Source organism: Dyadobacter sp. HNCC25DJ184, assembly GCF_056895215.1.
Genome location: NZ_JBXHAQ010000001.1, coordinates 367,724 through 386,491, shown reverse-complemented (window position 1 = coordinate 386,491; position 18,768 = coordinate 367,724). Strand labels below are relative to the sequence as shown.

Genomic DNA, 18,768 nt, shown 5'->3' with positions numbered 1-18,768 from the left:
GGAAAGAAATATGCGTAAATATAGAGATTGCCCTGCCATATCAAAACGCAAAATCACTTTTTTTGGGCAATTTGAACAGTTTTTTGCAGTTAACTAAGATTCAACTAAATAGGAAATACCTAAATATTCTCACTATCAAGAGGTTATCCCCGTCAGTTACTTGACGGTGTTTTCGCCGAAAAAATTCTAGAGAAAAAGGAGAGTCTATATATAAGACCTTGTTTGTGAAATACTTAGCGTTTTCTTCTAAATTGGCTTAAAATGGCTAATGATACCGAAAAACCCGTCAACCCAATGAAAAGGGCAAGCAGGGTACCGCCCAGAAAATACTGTACGAAATTCACGTGAATGGATTCAAGCGTGAGGTTACGCCAGGATGTAATCTGCACACCATTTTTGTAGAAAAGGCCACCAAATTTATAGCTTCCGAAAATGATAAAAGGGATAAACGGAGGCAAACTGATATTGGCACTGGTAATGAACAAAACCTTGTTCATCTTAAAATAAACAGCAATTGGTATTCCAATCAGAAGTTGAAAACCCCAGATAGGAACAATGCCCATAAAAAATCCGAATCCAATGGACTTCGCTTTACTTAAATTGGGCTCGTCAGGCTTCAACGCCTCATTTTTGACAATTTGCCACAATCCCTTCTTTTGGATATACTTAAATAACCGTTTCGGAAGGTAATAAAGCAGCGTCAAAACCACAAAATAAGTATTCAGAATACTTATACGCGTGAAATCGCGAAACGGGCGAAAGTGTGTCACACGCTCATCCTTATCATATATAACCTGAATATCCATGGGTATAATATCAACCTCCCTCCAGGCAAGTTTGACGATTACCTCTATTTCTGTTTCAAATTTATTGGTAAATAAGGTGGTCTTTTTCAGAGGTTCCAATGGATATAGACGGAAACCAGTTTGCGTATCAGGGAGTGTTAAACCAGTTTCCAGCCAAAACCAGAAGTTTGAAAAGCGGTTTCCAAAAGAGCTTTTTCCAGGCACTCCCTCCTGCTTCATATTCCGGGAGCCCATGATCAGCGCACCAGGATTTTCAGTAGCTTTTTCAATAAATCGCGGGATATCTAATGGAAGATGCTGGCCATCAGAATCGATGGAAATGGCGTTATTGTATCCCAAACGAATCGCTTCAGCAAAACCTTTACGCAGTGAATACCCTTTCCCCCTATTTTTTTCGTTGACCAGAACATGGATGGTTTCAGCATATTCCTTCAATATGGCAGCAGTATCATCGGTTGACCCATCATTGATTACGATCACATCGGCGCCTTTGGCATATTGCAAAACCCCGTCAATAACCCTTTTCAGCGTTTTTTGGTTATTATAAGTCGGAATTAGAATACAGCCCTGGATATCTTCAAGCAGCATATAAGGAATGACAAAACTTAGATGACGTTTCAACAGGCATATACCTCTCGAACGACAAAACGATAGAAATTACACAATTATAAGGTTTCGCGCCCATTACCACCTCCTGACAATACTCATCCAAAATACAAAACCGGACATACAAACAGTAACATGCACTACCAATAAGTTGGAGTGGCCTTAAAAAACACAACGTCTTGAGAAGATGCAGAAGCGGCTACGTCCAAAAGCTCATCGTCCGAATATTTTATATTAAACTCGATTACCGGCGTTTTTCCCGGATCCAAAATCTGTAGGAACTTGCAGCTCTTCATGGATTTCATTTTCAATTTTCTATCCAGAACCTGTTGCAGTATTTCCTTCACGATTTCAACCTGTACTACACCCGGCGTAACAGGCTGACCGGGGAAGTGTCCCTCATAAATCGGATGTTTCGCATTCAATCTTATTGAAGCAATGACTTGTCCATCAGACTGTTCGATTGAAGAAATGGTAAATAGAGTGTTTAAAAACATTTGTGACTCGTTACGCCTTTGTTTTACAATTTATCAAATATACCGTCGGCAATTGGGGCGTTGATCTTTTCATTGAAAAACTCCATTTCGCTTTGGTCTCCACCTTTTTCAAAAAAAGATATATTTTTCAAACGTAGAGTCGTTTTAGTAAATGTCAGATTCATAGAGGTATACACATTTTTCAACCGTTTTGCGACTGGGGTAAGTACGATCTGATATTCGTTTTGGTTTTCAAAATAAGTCTTCGAAAATGCCTTATTATCCTGAAAATCTCCGTTTACCAAGCCAATTAACAAACCTTTGATCTGGCTAGCCATACCGCCACCTGCAATCTTCTTCTCTTTACCCCGATCGATTATTTTCATCTGATCCCCATTAATCAGAATGATATAGCTATTGGGGGTCTTTTGCTCCCACCGCATTTTGTTCTGACGTTTGTAAAAAAAACTTCCGGAAGTCTTCTGAGGTTCTTTCAAAGCCGCCAATTTCTTCTGCTCTCTGAACTCCGCCTGAATACTCTGCGTAATCGCTGACGTCTTTTTTAACAATTCAATTAAAGATTGAGGGTTTTTGAGAGGTTGAAATCCCTGAGCGAACAGTGAACCTGATATCAAAAACCAAAAACCTGCAACTAAACTAATTCTCATCATATGGCCTGTCATCAATAACTTCGGAAAGGACGTCCATTTTCAGGCCTTTCTGTTTAAAATGTTCAATTATATCTTCCAGCGAATCCAGGGTAACCTGTTGGTTATCATGCAATAAGACTATATCTTTCTTCTTTATGTTCGTTATAATCCGGTCGATCAACTGGTATTTGGTTTTAGCCCTCGTGTCCAAACTGCGCAGGGACCATCCAATACAGGTCATACCCAGTTCCTTCAAGACCATGCGATAACGTGGATTGGTTACGCCAAAAGGGGGACGAAAATACAAGGTTTTTTGTCCGAATATATCAAGAATGATTTGGTTAGCCTTTTCAATATCGGCCCGCAGCCGGGAAGTCGAAAAGAAGCCGAGAAGATAACTGTGAGAATAGGAATGATTTCCAATGACGTGTCCCTCGGAAATAATGCGGCGGATGATATCGGGATGACTTTCGGCCTTTTTTCCAATAACAAAAAATGTCGCCTTTACGCCTTTTTCGGAAAGAATATCCAGGATTTTCGGAGTAATATCCGGATCAGGGCCGTCGTCGAACGTGAGTGAAATTGACTTTTTTTTCCCAGTATTGATCGAAGTCAGGAAATAATTTGACTGAATATTAAAACTTCCGTAAGCCACCGCTGCGAGATATAGCAAGGCGATTCCTCCCAGGATATAATATACAAAGTCCGTCTCCCAAAAAATAAAACCGAGGACAACCAGGGCCGTCGCGGCGACAAATGTGGTGATGTTATGCTTCAATAGACTTAAATAAAATTAGTCCTAAATTGGATTGGTTAACTTGGTTACAGATCAAAGTCAGCGATTTGCCATCCGCGATCTTGTCCAAAGCCAAATGTAACCCAAAAGCTGCAGCAGTAGCATATAAGCCACTATATTTTAAAAAATCAACGGATTCGATTCCCTCTCCCCCCTGCTCTTTCCCTGAATTTCCAGCTGTAAAAACCCGCGTAACATCTGATAACTTATACCCATTTTTAATCAAAAATCCGGCGATTACCTCGTCGACATTTTCAACAAATCCGGTTGCTTGAACATCCAGAATCTCCGCCAGGGCATTTTCCGGTTCGTTGCTCAACGTAAAAAAAGAAGAGCCCGAAGTAAGTGGAACTCCCGTAAAACTCAGATTATCAGCCACTTCGTCAAGAAAAGGAATACGCTCGTCCGCAGCACCCACCAGGATATTGTGTCCGCCTTCTGCGAGTAACATCATTGCATCCAGCAATGCATGTTCGAAAGAAAGCGTATTCTGCGTGTGGGTCATATTATATCCATGGTTGCCAAGGCTGAGGGAAATTTGTCCGGCAATGGTATTATGCGTCGACTGGATAAAGGAAGTGGGCGGCAGCATTCCCTCCAGACTAAGCACATTATTTAAGAATTTCTCAGTATCCAGCAAACAACCCAATCCTGTTCCAACAACGATAGCATCGGGTTGTTCGATACCGGCTGTCCTCAAAGAATCGATTGCGCAGGCAACTGACATTCGCAATATCTTGCTCATTCGCCGCAGCAGTCCGGCATCTATATATTCCTTATAATTAGGCTGTATAAGCTCTGAGACACCTTCCAAGGGAGAAATCTCCGCCGAAAATCCTTTATTCTGAAAGGAAGGCTGATGAGTGACTGACGATGCTGATTTTATGTAGTACAATTGGATCTAACTTATTTTCTTGCTTTGATATGTACCATTGAGAAGTTAAGAAAATATAAGGGAAGTCTTACTGTTTCTTAATGTCTGAATGGTTCAATTAAGTTTTCAATTTATTCCCTCCCGAAAAAACCAAGGAGGAATTATTCCCCCCGAAACCGAAAGAATTAGACAAAACGGTATTCACCTCCCCTCGTAAAACTGCTCCGTGAACAGGCACTAATCCTGTTTCTTCAATCGCGTTCGTATAATTCAGGTTGGGGAATATCATATTGTTTTCAATCGCCAGAATTGAAAAAACCGCTTCAATTGCACCTGCTGCGGCTAATGTATGTCCGGTAAAAGATTTAGTCGAGCTAAAAGCCGGGATATTTCTTCCAAAAACATTTTGAATCGCAACAGATTCTGAAAGGTCGTTATTTTTAGTTCCGGTTCCATGAGCGTTGATATAGTCAATATCATCCGGCGACAGGTTCGCTTTTTTCAATGCATTGTGAATTGCCAAAGTTGCGCCTTTTCCGTCAGGAGACGACGCGGTTTGGTGATATGCATCAGCAGCATTTGCCCAGCCTTTTAAATAGCATCTGGTTTTATGCCCAGTTATTTTCAGACTTTTCTCATTTTCCAAAACCAGAAATGCGGCCCCTTCTCCTAAATTCAACCCCGCACGCGACTCGTCAAACGGACGGCACCATGCATCATCATATATCATCAATGATCTGAAACCAGCGACGGTGAATTTCGTTAAAGGATCCACACCACCCACCAAAACACGATCCAGCCGGCCCTGTTCTATTAATCTTGCTCCTAACATCATCGCATTTGCTGCTGACGAGCACGCCGTTGATATCGTGTTTATATATCCTGATATTCCCAGTTCCTTCGCGATACGCTCAGAAGTATTACCGCTGTCGTGGTATTTTAGAATATTAAAGTCCGGTGATTTACTATCAAGGTAATCTTTATAAAAATCCTCACTACGATCCATCCCACCAACGGACGTTGCGGAAATAAAGCCTGTCCGAAGCTCACTCACATTTTCATTATCTCCCCAAGCCTCTTTTGCTGCCATCAGACCAAGCAATGTCGTCCGCGATAACAACTTATCGGACAACCCGTTAAGCTCCAGGATATCTTCATTACTCATTTTCACTTCGCCAACCAGAAGTCCATCGCGTTCTCTCAAATAAGTTGCTCTTCCAATTCCAGATCGACATTCCAGCAACGAATTTAGATTTTGCTCTACAGAATTACCAATCGCCGACACAATACCTAAACCTGTAATATGGATACCTGCCATTCTTTAAAAGCGTGAAATTTAGTCAAGAGAAAAAGTAAACTCGTCATAGGGCTCTGTGCGCCAGGCGAATTGCTGAGTTGTGGGAGATATAGCAAACAACGGAGAGAAAGTTTTCACTTTTACGGTTTTACCATCAGGCAGGAATTCCAGAATTCTCAGCCAGCCATCGCCACCGTTTCCGTGCCAGCCTCCTCCCATCGCCTGAGCATTGAAAACCATTTGCTGCACATTTTTTCCAGCCGCATTCTGATCTGTTCTGAATCCGACATGCTCTCTGGCCGAATCAGGCGCACCAATATGTCCGGAAAACACCATTCGAACGTTCTTGCTCGGCTGAATTAACTTCGACCACATCGCAGCACCATAGTTAACATCCGTCAGCGGGTATCCTTCCTTTATGATATGCTCGTTTTTTGAATTCAGATACGAATGCGTCAACACGATCACCTGATGATCCTTATATTTTTCTTGCGCGATGGTTTTCACCGCCCAATCAATCACCTCATTTCTCGGAGCAAATTCCAACACGAGCACCAGATATTTTTTTCCCTGAGGTGAGGTAAATTCGTACGTTGCGTCGGCCAGCGTTGGTTTGCCATCTACATCCGTTCCCGTTTCCCGGAGCAACTTTTGAGACAGGATATTCTTGTCTACCGGAAAATAGTCGTTATAGCGCGTGTTCCTATTTTCTGCGCTTTTATATCCAAAATCATGGTTACCAGTCGCGGCGACATATGGCACCTTTCCATCCAACCTGCCAAAAGACCGCGAGACCGACTTCCATTGCTGGATACTGTGCTGATTTCCATTGATCCCTTCGGTTGAAATGATGTCATTTTGCTCAACCAGATCGCCTGTACACAAAACCATCTTGATCTTCAGCGGATCGATATTCTCACTCACCCAAGAAGTCATGAGCTCAAATATGGGCTGGTTTCTTTCAAACTTCACATAAGTCTGCGGATCGGGTAGTATAATGATCGACCACGATTGCGGATCAGTTAATTTAGGAGCCTCGTAAGTTTTCTTCTGAGCCGATAAATGATTCGACACAATCAAAAGGAACAAGAAAGCGAGCCAATTTAGTAACCTTGTCTTCATATGCGCAATTTTGGTCTAGCAACGAATACTTAAAGTTTCACACGCCATTCCCCTACTTTTCCGCCTTTTTCCGCTCGATATATTCCGCCAGCGTATTGATTGATACAAACGCCTCTTTTCCTTCATCAGGATTGGTTACCTGTATCTGGTGGTATTTTTCCAGCAAAACGATTAATTCCAATGCATCAATCGAATCCAACGCAAGACCTTCATCTTTGAAAAGATATGTGTCATCCTGAATATCAGCCACACTAATCTCTTCCAGGTTTAGCTGCTCAATCAATTGCTTCTTTAACTCTTCTTTTAAATTTCCCATTTCTTTAGCTTTTAGGAGTTAGGGGCTAGCTTTTCGTTTAGATATACCTAACTATCCATCTTTTGTCCTTAATTTTTTCTGCCTCAACAGTGTCGTGGAAAGCCGCAAATGCTGTTTCCCAAGAGTACGAAGACGTTAAAGCAAAACTTTGTGCTCTTCCCTTTAGTCTTCTTTACTTTGCGTGCAACATTATACCTCCCGGAGGTCAAAATTATTTTGTAATCCTTCTTTTGTGAAATCGACTCCCAGATCAGAATTGCTTTCCACGAAAAACAAAAACACTTCAACGTCACTTTCTCGTACCTCAATCCATCCTCCTAACATGGCTTTTGCGGCCTTGTCGTGGAATAATGCTTTACCATAATTGACGTAAAAGTCAGGTGCGAAGTTAGGTAAAACGGCAAACATATTTTCACCAAACCATTTGTTTAGGATCGCCAATTCACCTATCACAATGTTCGGTAAAGTATATACAAACAGCGACGGGCTTGGTGTTTCATTGATCGCATAGGATTCCTGAAAACGCAAATCAGTCACACTGCTCGAAGATCGATTGGCAAATATCATCGCCACTTCATCTTCTCCAAAGTTATTAATCCGCTCATTGTCGGCGCGAAGCATTTCGAAAGCCAAAAATCCTGCCTGCGCCAGCTGATCCATTTTATAAAACTTCGGATAGCTGATCTTCAGATACTTATAGATTTGTTTTAACCATTTGTCCTCTGAGGTCAGGCTGTTGTGTAACAACTTTCGGCCATTCAAATAAGCCGCGTCACCCTTGATATGACAATATCCTGAAATCCTGCTCATAGCTTCAGAAGGATTAAAGATGCATTTCCTCCCCCAAAACCAGAGGCTGTTTTCAATATTGTATGAAAAGGTTTTGATACATTTTCAGTCAATACATTGAGTATTACGGATGTTCCATTTTGCTCAAAACCGTAAGATTTCAGCATGCAATCATTACGAAGCATTTGTAACGAAACTACGCTTTCAATCACGCCAGCGGCGCCTAATGTATGTCCGTAAAACCCTTTCAAACTATTGATTGGAATATGCTCCATAGCCAATCTACCAAAGGCAATCGACTCCATTTCGTCATTGTATACCGTCGCCGTTCCGTGCGCACAAATGAAATCTATATTCGCTGTCGATAACTTGTGTTTGGCCAGTGTCCTTGAAACAGAGCGCACTAATCCTTCTCCCGTTCGGGAGGGGCCTGAAATGTGATTCGCGTCGTTGGAAGTTGTGCCATCAAAAAGCGCAAGTGGCTCATTTTCATAAACATCGCGTGAATTAGAGACAACAACTGCTGCACATCCTTCTCCCAGTGAAATACCTGTTCTTGCCGAATCAAATGGCCGACATGCGGTATCACTTATTGCATAAAGCGACTGAAACCCATATACAACAAAATCCGAGACGACGTCACAACCGACCACCACGACGTGATCATACAAACCATTTCGAATATAACTACCGGCCATATTGAGCGAAGAAACCCCTGATATACAAGCATTTGATACAACAACAGGTAAGTTTTTTAATCCAAATTCCGTTAAAGTTTTTTGAACGATACCCGAAAACTGGTCATGAATATCATCATGAATTGCTCCTTTCGTAGAACTGATGATCAGGAGTGTTTTTTCAGAAATAAAAATGGACGGATCAACTTTTTGTTGCAGATCCTTCAAGGTAGCGAGAATAAGGCTGGAAAATTTCCCGTTCACGGGTCTGTCCGTAATTTTGGCCAAATAGAGATCCTTACCACCGAAACCCGCCTGTTTATATTGAGAAATCCCTGACTGACCGGCCAACAGGGAAGACCAATTTGCGACGACTGTATCCCCTAGCGGACTAATGATAGATTCGGCTCCGATATATACCATGGAAGTTTTCAAGTCAGGCTTTCGGAGACGTTAGTTTCCTTCCATAATTGATAAAATTCCGGATTGAGCAGCTCCAATGTGCGTGAGTTTTTTTCCAAAAAGACCTGCATTGTTTTCCCTACTGCGCAAATCTCCCCGGTTGTCACATTAATTACCTGATAATCAAACTGTATTTTGGCTGATTTCGTAGGAACATACTTTGTGATGACTTTAATTTTTTGACCGTAATAGACAGGTGCTTTATGATCAATTTCTGATTTGACGATTGGCGTAAAGTATCCGTTGGAGAAGATTGTGAGGTACTCCAGGCCATATTCTTTCCCGAACGCCTCACGACCATCCTCAAAATATTTCAGATAGTTGCCATGCCAAACCACACCCATTGCATCAGTTTCACTAAATCTTATTTCTATTTCTATTTCAGTAGCAAGCATATTCTATCCCGGATTATGTCGGAAGGCAACAAGAATACATATTTTTTTGAATACTACGGGCAGGATACCACAAGATGGCATCTAAAAAGGTTGAATTTATACTGAAATGACAATTTTCATTTCACATTCCACCAACTTGTCACCGTTCAGGTAGTTTACACCACGAACCAAAACAATAGTTCCAAGTTGTGCCAAAGTTTCGACAATGGTAATAATGGTCGCACCGACGGGCGGGAGTTTATGTACCTCCACTTTCGTTACCGAACCAATATATCCAACCTTCGGCTCCTCGCCTTTTTGAGCCCCCAAATAACCAAAACCGGCTGCGGAAGTCTGGGCAATATTCTCGATTAAACCCGACTCCAGGAATTCACCCCTATTTACGAGAATGTTGTCTTCCAGTATCAAAAACTCACTTTCAAACCGGTTTTCCTCGATACTCGCCAAATTGTCGACCATCAAAAACGGTGGACGATGAGGCAGGTAGTACGATATGTGTTGCTTTTCAGGCATAATTAAAAAAATCAAAGTAGTTAAACCACTGCTCGGGGTACATTTTCACTTTTCGTTCCAGCTCAGAAACATATAACCTGGCTATTTCTTCAGGTTTTGTTTTTTCCCTGATCGGTTCGGTCGCACTCAAATGGTAGCTGTGCAGGCCATCCTTATTGGCAAAAACAAAGGTAACGGGCGCGTCAAATTTTGAAGCAATGATAAAAGGTCCGAGTGGAAATCTGGCATTTTTTCCCAGGAAATTCATTTCAAAAAACTTTGCCCCCTCCATATAACGATCCGCGTGAATTGCAACAAACTCATTTTTCCGCAACGCGTTCCGGATAGATATCACGTGCGACAGATCATCTTTAATGGGGATCACATTGAACCTTGGGCCACCGGTCGAAAACTCCATATATTTTTTAATGCTTTCCACTTCAGCATCCAGCATCACAATATTAATAGTAGGCGTAATCCGTCCACGAAGCAGATTTCCGGCAGTTTCCCAATTCCCGACATGCGCACTGAGCAGAATCCCGCCTTTCCCTTCCTGCTGCATATCCACCAGATATTGCTCATTTTCAAACCGATGCGTAAATGCACCCATTTTCCCAATTAGAAAAGCCGCACGATCTACCAGCGTTTGACCGAAAATATAGAAATTGCGCCTTGCCAGATGACGGGCTTCACGCTTGGAAAAACCGAGAATATTATGATAAAAAGAAAGGAGATGTCTGCGGGGACCGCCGGCAAAGAGATAATAATAGTAGGTAACAAACCTGAGCAGACCGTACGCAAAACCAAGACCTAAATACCTGATAAAGAACAGGAAAATTTTGTATCCAGCAAGTGATCCCTTGGTTTTACCGTCCCAACGGCTCATGCTTAAAGAGCTAGTTTCTTACTTACCATTGAAAAGAAATCTCCAAAAGTAACAACGTCTTTGAAATCCTCGCCGGTCACTTTTACGTTCAAATTCTCTTCAATAAGGACAACAAGGTCTACATAGTCAAGACTATCCAGATCCAAGGTTTCCTTTAAATTGTTTTCAGGAAGAATCACGCTCCTATCCACTTCGAATTCTTCGGATAAAAATTCTCTGGTTTCTTCAATTATTTCTTCCAAACTCATTTTTACATCATTAACTAACATAGCTGCAAAAATATAGTATTCTTTTATGATAGTTTCACAAAGCCTTCAAATTTTGCGGCACACGACACGATTTTTTACAATTACTTTGACAATTGTAATCAAAAACCTGAAAGGACAGCAAATATTTGAATGATACAAATGTACGGAACCGCATTCAAAGCCACCAAGCCGTTTGATAACTTGAAGTTCGAATGAGTTCTAGTCAGCTCCGCGTAAACCTTTTGCCAGTTTCCGTATAAATTCTCTACAAAACCTTGCTGGTTACAAGGAACTGGCTTTCCCGCCTATTGCCGCAGGATCCCTACTAAAAATGACTATTTCGTGACAACACCTGACCAAAATACCTCTGAAAGTCCATAAAGCTTAACATTAAAATCGCTTGACAATCAAAGTAGAGTTAGTCCCGCCGAAGCCGAATGAATTGGATAAGAAGCAGTTAAGCTTTTGAGATTTTGTCTGACTTATGATATTAATATTTGCCGCATCATCGTCAGGGTTCTCGTAGTTAATGTTTGGGGCAATAAAGTCGTTTTGCATCATTAGCATAGCGTATACTATCTCGCTTGCTCCAGCCATCCAACACTCATGGCCTGTCATTGATTTTGTGGAACTTACAGGAGTATTTCCTCCAAAAACCTGATATATGGCCTTCGCTTCGCTACTGTCACCAACTGGTGTAGACGTGGCGTGTGCATTGATATAATCAACCTCGCCAATATTAATACCTGCCTGACTGATAGCCATTTGCAATGACCGCACCTGACCGTCCATGCTTGGATTTGAAATATGATCTCCATTAGAAGAAAAGCCATATCCGATCAGTTCGGCCAATATCGGCGCACCTCTTTTTACGGCAGTTTCGTATGACTCAAGTATTACTGTAGCCGCTCCACCACTTGGAATCAGGCCATCGCGACTGCGGTCAAAAGGTCGGGAAGCCTTTTCAGGTTCCGATTCCCGAACGGAGAAAGTACCCAATCCATCGAAACTGGACATGGATTCGAGGTTTATTTCCTGCGCACCACCGCATATCACACGTTCCTGAAGTCCTTGTTTAATCATCAGATACCCCATTCCGATGGAATGAGAACCGGAGGCGCAGGCCGCGCTCAATGTGAAATTGATGCCTTTTAACTTAAAGATCGTTGATAAATTCATATTCACGGTGCTATTCATATTTTGAAAAATAGCGCCGCTGCCGATTAGCATGGAGTCACGCTTTTCGCGTAGTTTATCGTTCGCTTCCACAATAGAGGCGGCCGTACTGTCATTACCGAAAATAATTCCCGTTTCCGTTTTTTCAAGAAAATCAATATCCAAACCAGCCACTTCAAGTGCTTCCTTTGTAGCCATAAAAGCATATTCCGCGGGCTGATGCATACCCAATCTTTGCCTTCTTGACAAAAATGGTTTCAAATCGGGAGGCGCGACCATACCCGTCAGAGCAGAGCGAAAGCCAGCATCCTTGCGTTGCTGATCAAATATAATTCCGCTTTTACCGGCATATAGAGATTTGGTAACCTGTTCCAGATTTTCGCCCAGACAAGAATAAATTCCGATTCCGGTAATTACTACTCTGTTATTCATAATCAGGAATAGATGCCGCCGTTGATATTAATTACCTCTCCTGTTATATAGGAAGCTTTATCAGATACTAGAAAGCTGACCACATGAGCCACTTCTTCCGGTTTCCCAAATCGATTCATCGGAATCATTTGCTTCAGCTCCGCCTCGTTCAAATCTTTCGTCATATCACTTGTGATAAAGCCCGGCGCAACTGCATTCACTGTAATTTTGCGTTTGGCAACTTCCTGCGCCAACGCTTTCGTCGCCGCGATAATCGCCCCTTTTGCCGCAGAATAGTTAGTTTGTCCTGCAACTCCTTTCATGCCGGAAACTGACGCCACATTCACAATCCGTCCAGATCGTTTCCTGAGCATCTGATCAATCGCATTTTGGGTAACATTGAATAACCCTTTTGCCGAAATATTCATTACATCATCCCAATCCTTTTCAGGCATCCACATAAAAAGTCCGTCACGGGTGATACCTGCGTTATTCACCAACACACTGATATGTTTTTCGGGATTCTCTTTTTTCCAATGATTCAATGCCCCGTCCACCTCCGTTTTGGTTTGCACATTGAATTGAATCAGCTCACCCGATCCTCCACCGGTCACAATTTCCTTTAAAGTCTCTTCCGCCGCGGCCTGGTTGGTCGAATAGTTTATCAATATATGTAATTGATGATCTTTCGCTAACTGAACTGCAATGGCTCTTCCCAAACCTCGGGACGCACCAGTTACCAATGCACAACTCATAATTTAATAGGGGTTTCCTTGATATATTCGCACACCGCTGCAATACTCTCAAACTGTGGTACGTCTTCTTTTACAAATGTCGCCTTCTGTCTTATTTGATGATATATAGACATCGCTTTTTCAGAAAGGCCGGCAAATTCTTCTTTGTCTAACAGGTCGATCGCCTGACAAATGGCCATGATATGTATGGCCATCACTTGAAACGAATTCTCCAAAACCTGCTTCGCAATCACCGCACTGTTCGTTCCCATACTCACAATATCCTGATTATCATTATTATTGGGTATACTATGGACGTATACTGAAGTTGACAATGCCTGGTTTTCTGCCGTTGTCGACGTCGCGGTAAACTGTACCCCCTGAAACCCGAAATTGAGGCCCCACACTCCAGCGTTCAGAAACGGAGGGAATTTACCATTTAACTTGCTGTTCATCAGGAAGTTCAACTGGCGCTCCATCAACATCGAGAGCTTGGTCAGAACTATTTTCACTTTATCCATTTCCAGCGAGATATAGTCGCCATGGAAGTTGCCACCGTGGAAAACATTGTTCTCATCAGGTGCAACTATCGGGTTATCGTTTGTCGAATTCAGTTCATTTTCAACGACCTGCTGCGCATAATTGATCGTATCCACTATCGGCCCGATGATCTGTGGCACACAACGTATTGAATAATATTCCTGTATTTTCCTTTCAAATTCAGTCCGGTGCATGGCGGTATCATCCTTAAACAATTCCTCCCGATTCCGGATCAGCTTGCTTGTTTTTACAAATTCGCGCATCTGTTCCGCGACATATTGCTGTCCCGCATGGTGCTTCACCGCATTCAGTTCTTTCGAAAATGAATCGTCAAAAGCTTCCATGATCTCGTTTATCATCGTGGAAGCAGCAATCGCCCATTGAACAAGTCGCTGTGCATATATGATGTTGACGGCAGCGATTCCCGTCATACATGATGTTCCATTTATCAAACCTAACCCGTCGCGTAACTGCATTTTTAGCGGCGCAATCCCCTTTTCATTCAGGACGTCAGCAGTTTTTCTTCTTACACCGCCATCATATACATATCCCTCGCCGATCAAATTCAGACCTAAATGCGAAAGCTGCACCAAATCTCCGCTGGCTCCTACGCTGCCGTGCTCAAAGATTTCAGGAACAATATCGTTGTTCAAAAACAAAACCAGCTGCTCGATCACCGCTGTGCTTACACCTGAGTTCGCCTGCAGAAATGAATTGAGACGAGCCAGCATTACACTCCTTGCATATATATCGGAAAGCGCTTTGCCCACTCCACTCGAATGGCTCCGGATCAGATTATACTGCAAACTGTTGAGCTTGTCGGTTTCGATACGGTATTGAGCCATCGGCCCGAACCCTGTATTGATACCATATATTATTTTATCCTTTGAAAAATCCGTCAGAAAATCAAATGACTTCCTGACACTATTGAGTACATCTTCCGGTAAAACAAACTCCTTCTTATCAATTGCATACTGCTCTACCTGAGCGAGGGAAATCCGAACCATTTACGATTTTTAGCATTAAATGTAGTGTAAAATAAATCTTTTTTTACCGCTTTGACAAACCGCATGGCGCTGTTGCCGTAAACTCGATTTTGTTGACAGTCCTGTTACATTTGTATAATTTTGCCCCTTACTCCCTTAGTACGAATCCATGATAGGAGAACTATTATTGAAACTTAACACCCTCCTTTCCAGGCATAAGACCGTATTTTTTTCAAGTCTGTTGATAGTCGTTTCCATTCTTGGATTAGGGATATCGAAGCTTCGTGTGACGGAAAGCATCTTTGCGGCGCTCCCGAAAGGCAAATCTTTTGAAGAGTTCAATAAACTGGTGGAAAGCAAAAGCTTTCTCAACCAGGTGATATTTTCGATTCAATATGATATTGAAAAAGATGAAATGGATGCGGTAGATATCGCTAGAACCTTCGCGGATTCGCTTCAAACGCATTCAAATGGTTTACTTTCCCATATCCAATATAATCGGCCGGATATCGCTCAGGAAGTATATGACTATGAATATGATCATTTTCCACTGCTGATCGACCCGGCATATTATAAAGGTATATCTGAAAAAATCGTGGCTGATTCTGTCAATGCTGCGATTATCAATGTTAAAAATCAACTGGTTTCCCCCGGAAGCAGCTTTTTCAAACAATTTCTGCTCAATGATCCCGTAGGCATCAGTTCTGCTTATTTCAAAAAGCTGAATGCCGTCAACAATAGTTCAGGAATTGTTATAGAAGACGGAATCATGTTTTCGGCTGATCACAAAAGCATATTGATCACGGCCACAACAAATTATAAATCAGGCAATTCAGAAAAGGACGTCGCGCTTTACAATCAGATCGAAAAATATAAATCGGCCTGGAACAAAAAGCAGCCACAGAACAAACTGGATTATTTTGGAGTGTTCGAGATATCGGCGAGGAATGCGATCCAGGTGAAAAAGGATAGTTTCACTACCATGCTTTTTGCCCTGGGCGGGATATTGGCACTGTTGATGGGCTACTATCGAAAACTGCTGATGCCGCTTTTCCTGACCCTTCCCGGCCTTTTCGGCGGACTTTTTGCCTTGGGAATTACCGGATATGTCAGGCCGGAAGTTTCGGGAATATCCCTGGCTACCGGCGCAGTCGTTTTCGGTATTCTACTGGATTATTCCTTTCATTTCTTCACCCACCTACGCCACGTTCGCTCGATTCCCCTGACAATCAAAGAAGTAAGCACACCTTTACTGACCGGAAGTTTTACAACCATTATGGCTTTCAGTGCGTTGCATTTTGCCAAATCCGCAGTGTTGCAGGATTTTGGCTTTTTTGCCTCGTTGGCGTTACTCGGCGCAGCCTTTTTCACCCTCGTTTGTCTTCCGGTTTTAACTGAATTTTTTGGCATCGACTACCAAACTGAGGCGAAACCATTGGGGGTTAAATTTCCTAAACAGCCTTTTGGGTTCAGAAAAGCAGCATTTTCGATTATGATCTTGCTGACTTTCGTTTTTGGATATTATTCCAGATATATCACATTCGACAGTAATTTCGAAAACCTGAGCATCCAGAATGCCGACCTGAAAAATCGTGAAAAAGCCTTTACTGGTCTCAATCCAAACAAAGAAAAAAGGATATATGCATTCGCATCTGCTACCTCCGAGCCGGTTGCTTCCTTAAACAACTATACTATATTTCAAAAATTGAACGAGCTAAAGGAACAAGGTCTGATTTCCGGTTTTGTTTCGTCCGCGCTGTTTGTTATACCGAAGGCTGTACAGGAAAAAAGGGCGGCCACCTGGAATCAATACTGGACAACGGAAAAGAAATCAGATCTGCTTTCCAAAATTAACCAGTCAGCATCCGCAAACGGTTTCAGCGGCGATGCATTCGGCCGTTTCCAAAAATGGCTGAAAACTCCAGCAACACCAATGCCCGAGACCGCTATTTTGGCAAAAGTCGGGATGGATAACCTCGTGGAAAGCAAGGACGGAAAAACCACCTATATCACCCCTATTGTAGTGCCGACTGAATATCTGACGGATGTAAAAGCTGAGTTGCGCAAGATACCCGGCGTGGAGATTTTTGATCGTGGTGAAATGGCCGGCGATCTGCTCACGATGGTGAAAGACGATTTCAACTATATCCTTTTCATTTCCGCGGGAGTTGTTTTCCTGACATTGATAATAGTATACGGACGAATAGAACTGGCGCTATTGACATTTTTACCCATGGTCATCAGCTGGATATGGATTTTGGGGATAGCCGCGCTGCTGGGCATCAAATTCAATTTCGTCAACGTTGTAGTTACTACATTCATTTTCGGACTAGGTGACGATTACAGTATTTTTGTAACGGAAGGTCTACTCACCAAATACCGAGACGGAAAGGATAATATGAAATCGTACCGGAGCGCGATCTTGCTTTCCGCGCTCACAACCATTATTGGCACGGGCACACTTATCTTCGCTGAACATCCGGCCATTCGCTCTATCGCCACGATCAGCATGCTTGGGATGGCCTGTATTTTGCTGATATCGTTTGTTTTCCAACCGATACTGTTCAATTTTTTTGTTCAAAAACGAATCGAACGTAAGAAGGCGCCCGTGACTTTTTTCACCTTGTTAATCAGCATCAGTAGTTTTACTTATTTTCTGTCAGGCTGTCTCTTTTTACATTCTAAGTTGGTAACGATTCTATTATTACCGATATCTAAAAAACGCAAAAAGGCTATGATTAACAAATCGTTATCCTTTTATGCAAAGACGGTCATATATTCAGGGCCTCATGTCAAAAAGAATTTCTCAGGGATTGAAAACCTGAATCCGGACAAACCTGTCATTTTCATCGCCAACCACACCTCATTCCTGGATATTTTACTGGCTATAATGCTCAATCCGAAGATCGTACTGATGGTCAAAGGATGGGTTTACAAATCACCGTTTTTTGGGCCTATTATCCGATATGCAGGATATATTTATTCAGAATCCGGGACAGAAGACAATATTGAGAAGATGAAAGAGCTCGTCGCTGACGGATATTCCCTGCTTATTTTTCCTGAAGGCACCCGCTCAGAAGACGGTGAAATTACTCGTTTCCATAAAGGCGCATTTTATTTGGCGCAAGAATTAGACCTTGATATCCAACCTATATTCATACACGGTGCATCGGAAGTTTTACCCAAAAACGACTTCCTCATCAGTTCGGGTCAATTGAATGTGCGCGTTCAGCCAAGAATCAGCAACGCGAAAGGACAGACCGACCTGCGGACATTGACCAAAAACATATCAACCATTTTCAAATCTGATTACGAAAATTTCGTGATGGAAATGGAAACGCCGGAATATCTCAAACACCGGATTTTCACCAACTATGTATTCAAAGGGCCCGTATTGGAATGGTATTTCAAAACCAAATGGCGACTTGAAGCAGCGAATTTTAAATATTACAACGAGCTGATCGGTAGCCGCCGGAAAATTCTGGATGTTGGCTGTGGATATGGATACCTTTCTTTCTACCTGCATTATAAGAATAAAACGAGACTTATAACCGGTGTGGACTATGATGAAGAAAAGATTTCTATAGCCCGGAATAGCTATAACAAAACCGCGAATCTGCAGTTTATTTACGAAAATATCATGACCTACTCATTTGATAAGCAGGATGTTATATTCCTGAATGATGTACTCCATTATTTATCAAAAGAAAAACAAACTACATTGCTGATGCGATGCGCTGATTCACTATCAGAAAATGGTATTTTATTTATCCGCGACGGAATTACTGACTTGAAAGAAAAGCACAAAAACACACAGTTGACCGAAAAATTGTCGACGGGCATATTTTCTTTCAACAAGAAGGAAGACGAATTCCATTTTTTCAGCCGATCGGATATTAAAGAATTTGCCCGTCAGACTGGATTAGGATTTGAAATTATGGAGCATTCCAGTACAACCTCCAACGTGCTGTTTGTTCTTCGAAAATCGCCTCAATCCGCTGCAATACCATTAAATTAAGCTATTAACGA

Annotated in this window: 18 protein-coding genes; 1 reads left to right on the top strand and 17 read right to left on the bottom strand. The window is 42.2% G+C overall.

Annotation, left to right across the window (positions count from 1 at the left end):
• Positions 1 to 233: 233 nt before the first annotated feature.
• The 17 genes from AC1XUD_RS01540 to flxA all read right to left on the bottom strand — a co-directional run bounded on the left by AC1XUD_RS01540 (position 234) and on the right by flxA (position 14,760).
• Complete coding sequence (locus AC1XUD_RS01540; protein WP_483359176.1) at positions 234 to 1,394, bottom strand: DUF2062 domain-containing protein; 1,161 nt, start codon at positions 1,392 to 1,394, stop codon at positions 234 to 236.
• A 158-nt stretch (positions 1,395 to 1,552) separates the two neighbouring features.
• Positions 1,553 to 1,909 carry an ApeI family dehydratase gene (locus tag AC1XUD_RS01535; protein WP_483359175.1) on the bottom strand — a complete coding sequence of 119 codons (357 nt, stop codon included), beginning with the start codon at positions 1,907 to 1,909 and terminating at the stop codon, positions 1,553 to 1,555.
• A 23-nt stretch (positions 1,910 to 1,932) separates the two neighbouring features.
• Positions 1,933 to 2,559: a flexirubin biosynthesis/transport protein LolA2 gene (lolA2, locus tag AC1XUD_RS01530; protein WP_483359174.1), complete on the bottom strand. Its 627-nt coding sequence runs from the start codon at positions 2,557 to 2,559 to the stop codon at positions 1,933 to 1,935.
• A complete protein-coding gene (locus AC1XUD_RS01525; RefSeq protein WP_483359173.1) occupies positions 2,546 to 3,316 on the bottom strand; it encodes a polysaccharide deacetylase family protein in 771 nt (256 codons plus the stop codon). The genes lolA2 and AC1XUD_RS01525 overlap by 14 nt, the downstream gene beginning before the upstream one ends.
• Positions 3,306 to 4,229, bottom strand: coding sequence for a beta-ketoacyl synthase chain length factor (locus tag AC1XUD_RS01520; RefSeq protein WP_483359172.1), 924 nt, complete (start codon positions 4,227 to 4,229; stop codon positions 3,306 to 3,308). Before AC1XUD_RS01520 ends, AC1XUD_RS01525 begins: the two co-directional genes overlap by 11 nt.
• Positions 4,230 to 4,326: 97 nt before the next feature.
• Positions 4,327 to 5,526 carry a beta-ketoacyl-[acyl-carrier-protein] synthase family protein gene (locus tag AC1XUD_RS01515; RefSeq protein WP_483359171.1) on the bottom strand — a complete coding sequence of 400 codons (1,200 nt, stop codon included), beginning with the start codon at positions 5,524 to 5,526 and terminating at the stop codon, positions 4,327 to 4,329.
• 18 nt (positions 5,527 to 5,544) lie between these two features.
• Entirely contained in the window at positions 5,545 to 6,627 is a 1,083-nt protein-coding gene (locus AC1XUD_RS01510) for a metallophosphoesterase (RefSeq protein ID WP_483359170.1), read from the bottom strand.
• A gap of 52 nt (positions 6,628 to 6,679) precedes the next feature.
• The gene (locus AC1XUD_RS01505) at positions 6,680 to 6,943 is read right to left on the bottom strand and encodes a phosphopantetheine-binding protein (RefSeq protein WP_483359169.1); all 264 of its coding nucleotides are present in this window, start codon (positions 6,941 to 6,943) and stop codon (positions 6,680 to 6,682) included.
• 189 nt (positions 6,944 to 7,132) lie between these two features.
• Positions 7,133 to 7,753 (bottom strand): hypothetical protein, encoded by a 621-nt coding sequence (locus AC1XUD_RS01500; protein ID WP_483359168.1) that lies wholly within the window; start codon positions 7,751 to 7,753, stop codon positions 7,133 to 7,135.
• Positions 7,750 to 8,844, bottom strand: a complete 1,095-nt coding sequence (locus tag AC1XUD_RS01495; protein WP_483359167.1) for a beta-ketoacyl synthase N-terminal-like domain-containing protein — start codon at positions 8,842 to 8,844, stop codon at positions 7,750 to 7,752. Before AC1XUD_RS01495 ends, AC1XUD_RS01500 begins: the two co-directional genes overlap by 4 nt.
• Positions 8,841 to 9,266: an acyl-CoA thioesterase gene (locus tag AC1XUD_RS01490; RefSeq protein ID WP_483359166.1), complete on the bottom strand. Its 426-nt coding sequence runs from the start codon at positions 9,264 to 9,266 to the stop codon at positions 8,841 to 8,843. Before AC1XUD_RS01490 ends, AC1XUD_RS01495 begins: the two co-directional genes overlap by 4 nt.
• Positions 9,267 to 9,362: 96 nt before the next feature.
• On the bottom strand, positions 9,363 to 9,779 hold the full coding sequence (locus tag AC1XUD_RS01485) for a hotdog family protein (RefSeq protein WP_483359165.1): 417 nt from the start codon (positions 9,777 to 9,779) through the stop codon (positions 9,363 to 9,365).
• Positions 9,772 to 10,644: an LpxL/LpxP family acyltransferase gene (locus AC1XUD_RS01480; RefSeq protein ID WP_483359164.1), complete on the bottom strand. Its 873-nt coding sequence runs from the start codon at positions 10,642 to 10,644 to the stop codon at positions 9,772 to 9,774. The genes AC1XUD_RS01485 and AC1XUD_RS01480 overlap by 8 nt, the downstream gene beginning before the upstream one ends.
• A 2-nt stretch (positions 10,645 to 10,646) precedes the next feature.
• Positions 10,647 to 10,913, bottom strand: a complete 267-nt coding sequence (locus AC1XUD_RS01475; protein ID WP_483359163.1) for a phosphopantetheine-binding protein — start codon at positions 10,911 to 10,913, stop codon at positions 10,647 to 10,649.
• A gap of 369 nt (positions 10,914 to 11,282) precedes the next feature.
• Positions 11,283 to 12,500, bottom strand: coding sequence for a beta-ketoacyl-[acyl-carrier-protein] synthase family protein (locus AC1XUD_RS01470; protein ID WP_483359162.1), 1,218 nt, complete (start codon positions 12,498 to 12,500; stop codon positions 11,283 to 11,285).
• 2 nt (positions 12,501 to 12,502) lie between these two features.
• A complete protein-coding gene (gene flxB, locus AC1XUD_RS01465) occupies positions 12,503 to 13,234 on the bottom strand; it encodes a flexirubin biosynthesis SDR family reductase FlxB (RefSeq protein ID WP_483359161.1) in 732 nt (243 codons plus the stop codon).
• The gene (gene flxA / locus AC1XUD_RS01460) at positions 13,231 to 14,760 is read right to left on the bottom strand and encodes a flexirubin biosynthesis tyrosine ammonia-lyase FlxA (protein WP_483359160.1); all 1,530 of its coding nucleotides are present in this window, start codon (positions 14,758 to 14,760) and stop codon (positions 13,231 to 13,233) included. Before flxA ends, flxB begins: the two co-directional genes overlap by 4 nt.
• A gap of 148 nt (positions 14,761 to 14,908) precedes the next feature.
• Here flxA and AC1XUD_RS01455 point away from each other — a divergent pair, with 148 nt between their 5' ends.
• Positions 14,909 to 18,757: a 1-acyl-sn-glycerol-3-phosphate acyltransferase gene (locus AC1XUD_RS01455; protein ID WP_483359159.1), complete on the top strand. Its 3,849-nt coding sequence runs from the start codon at positions 14,909 to 14,911 to the stop codon at positions 18,755 to 18,757.
• Positions 18,758 to 18,768: the final 11 nt, after the last annotated feature.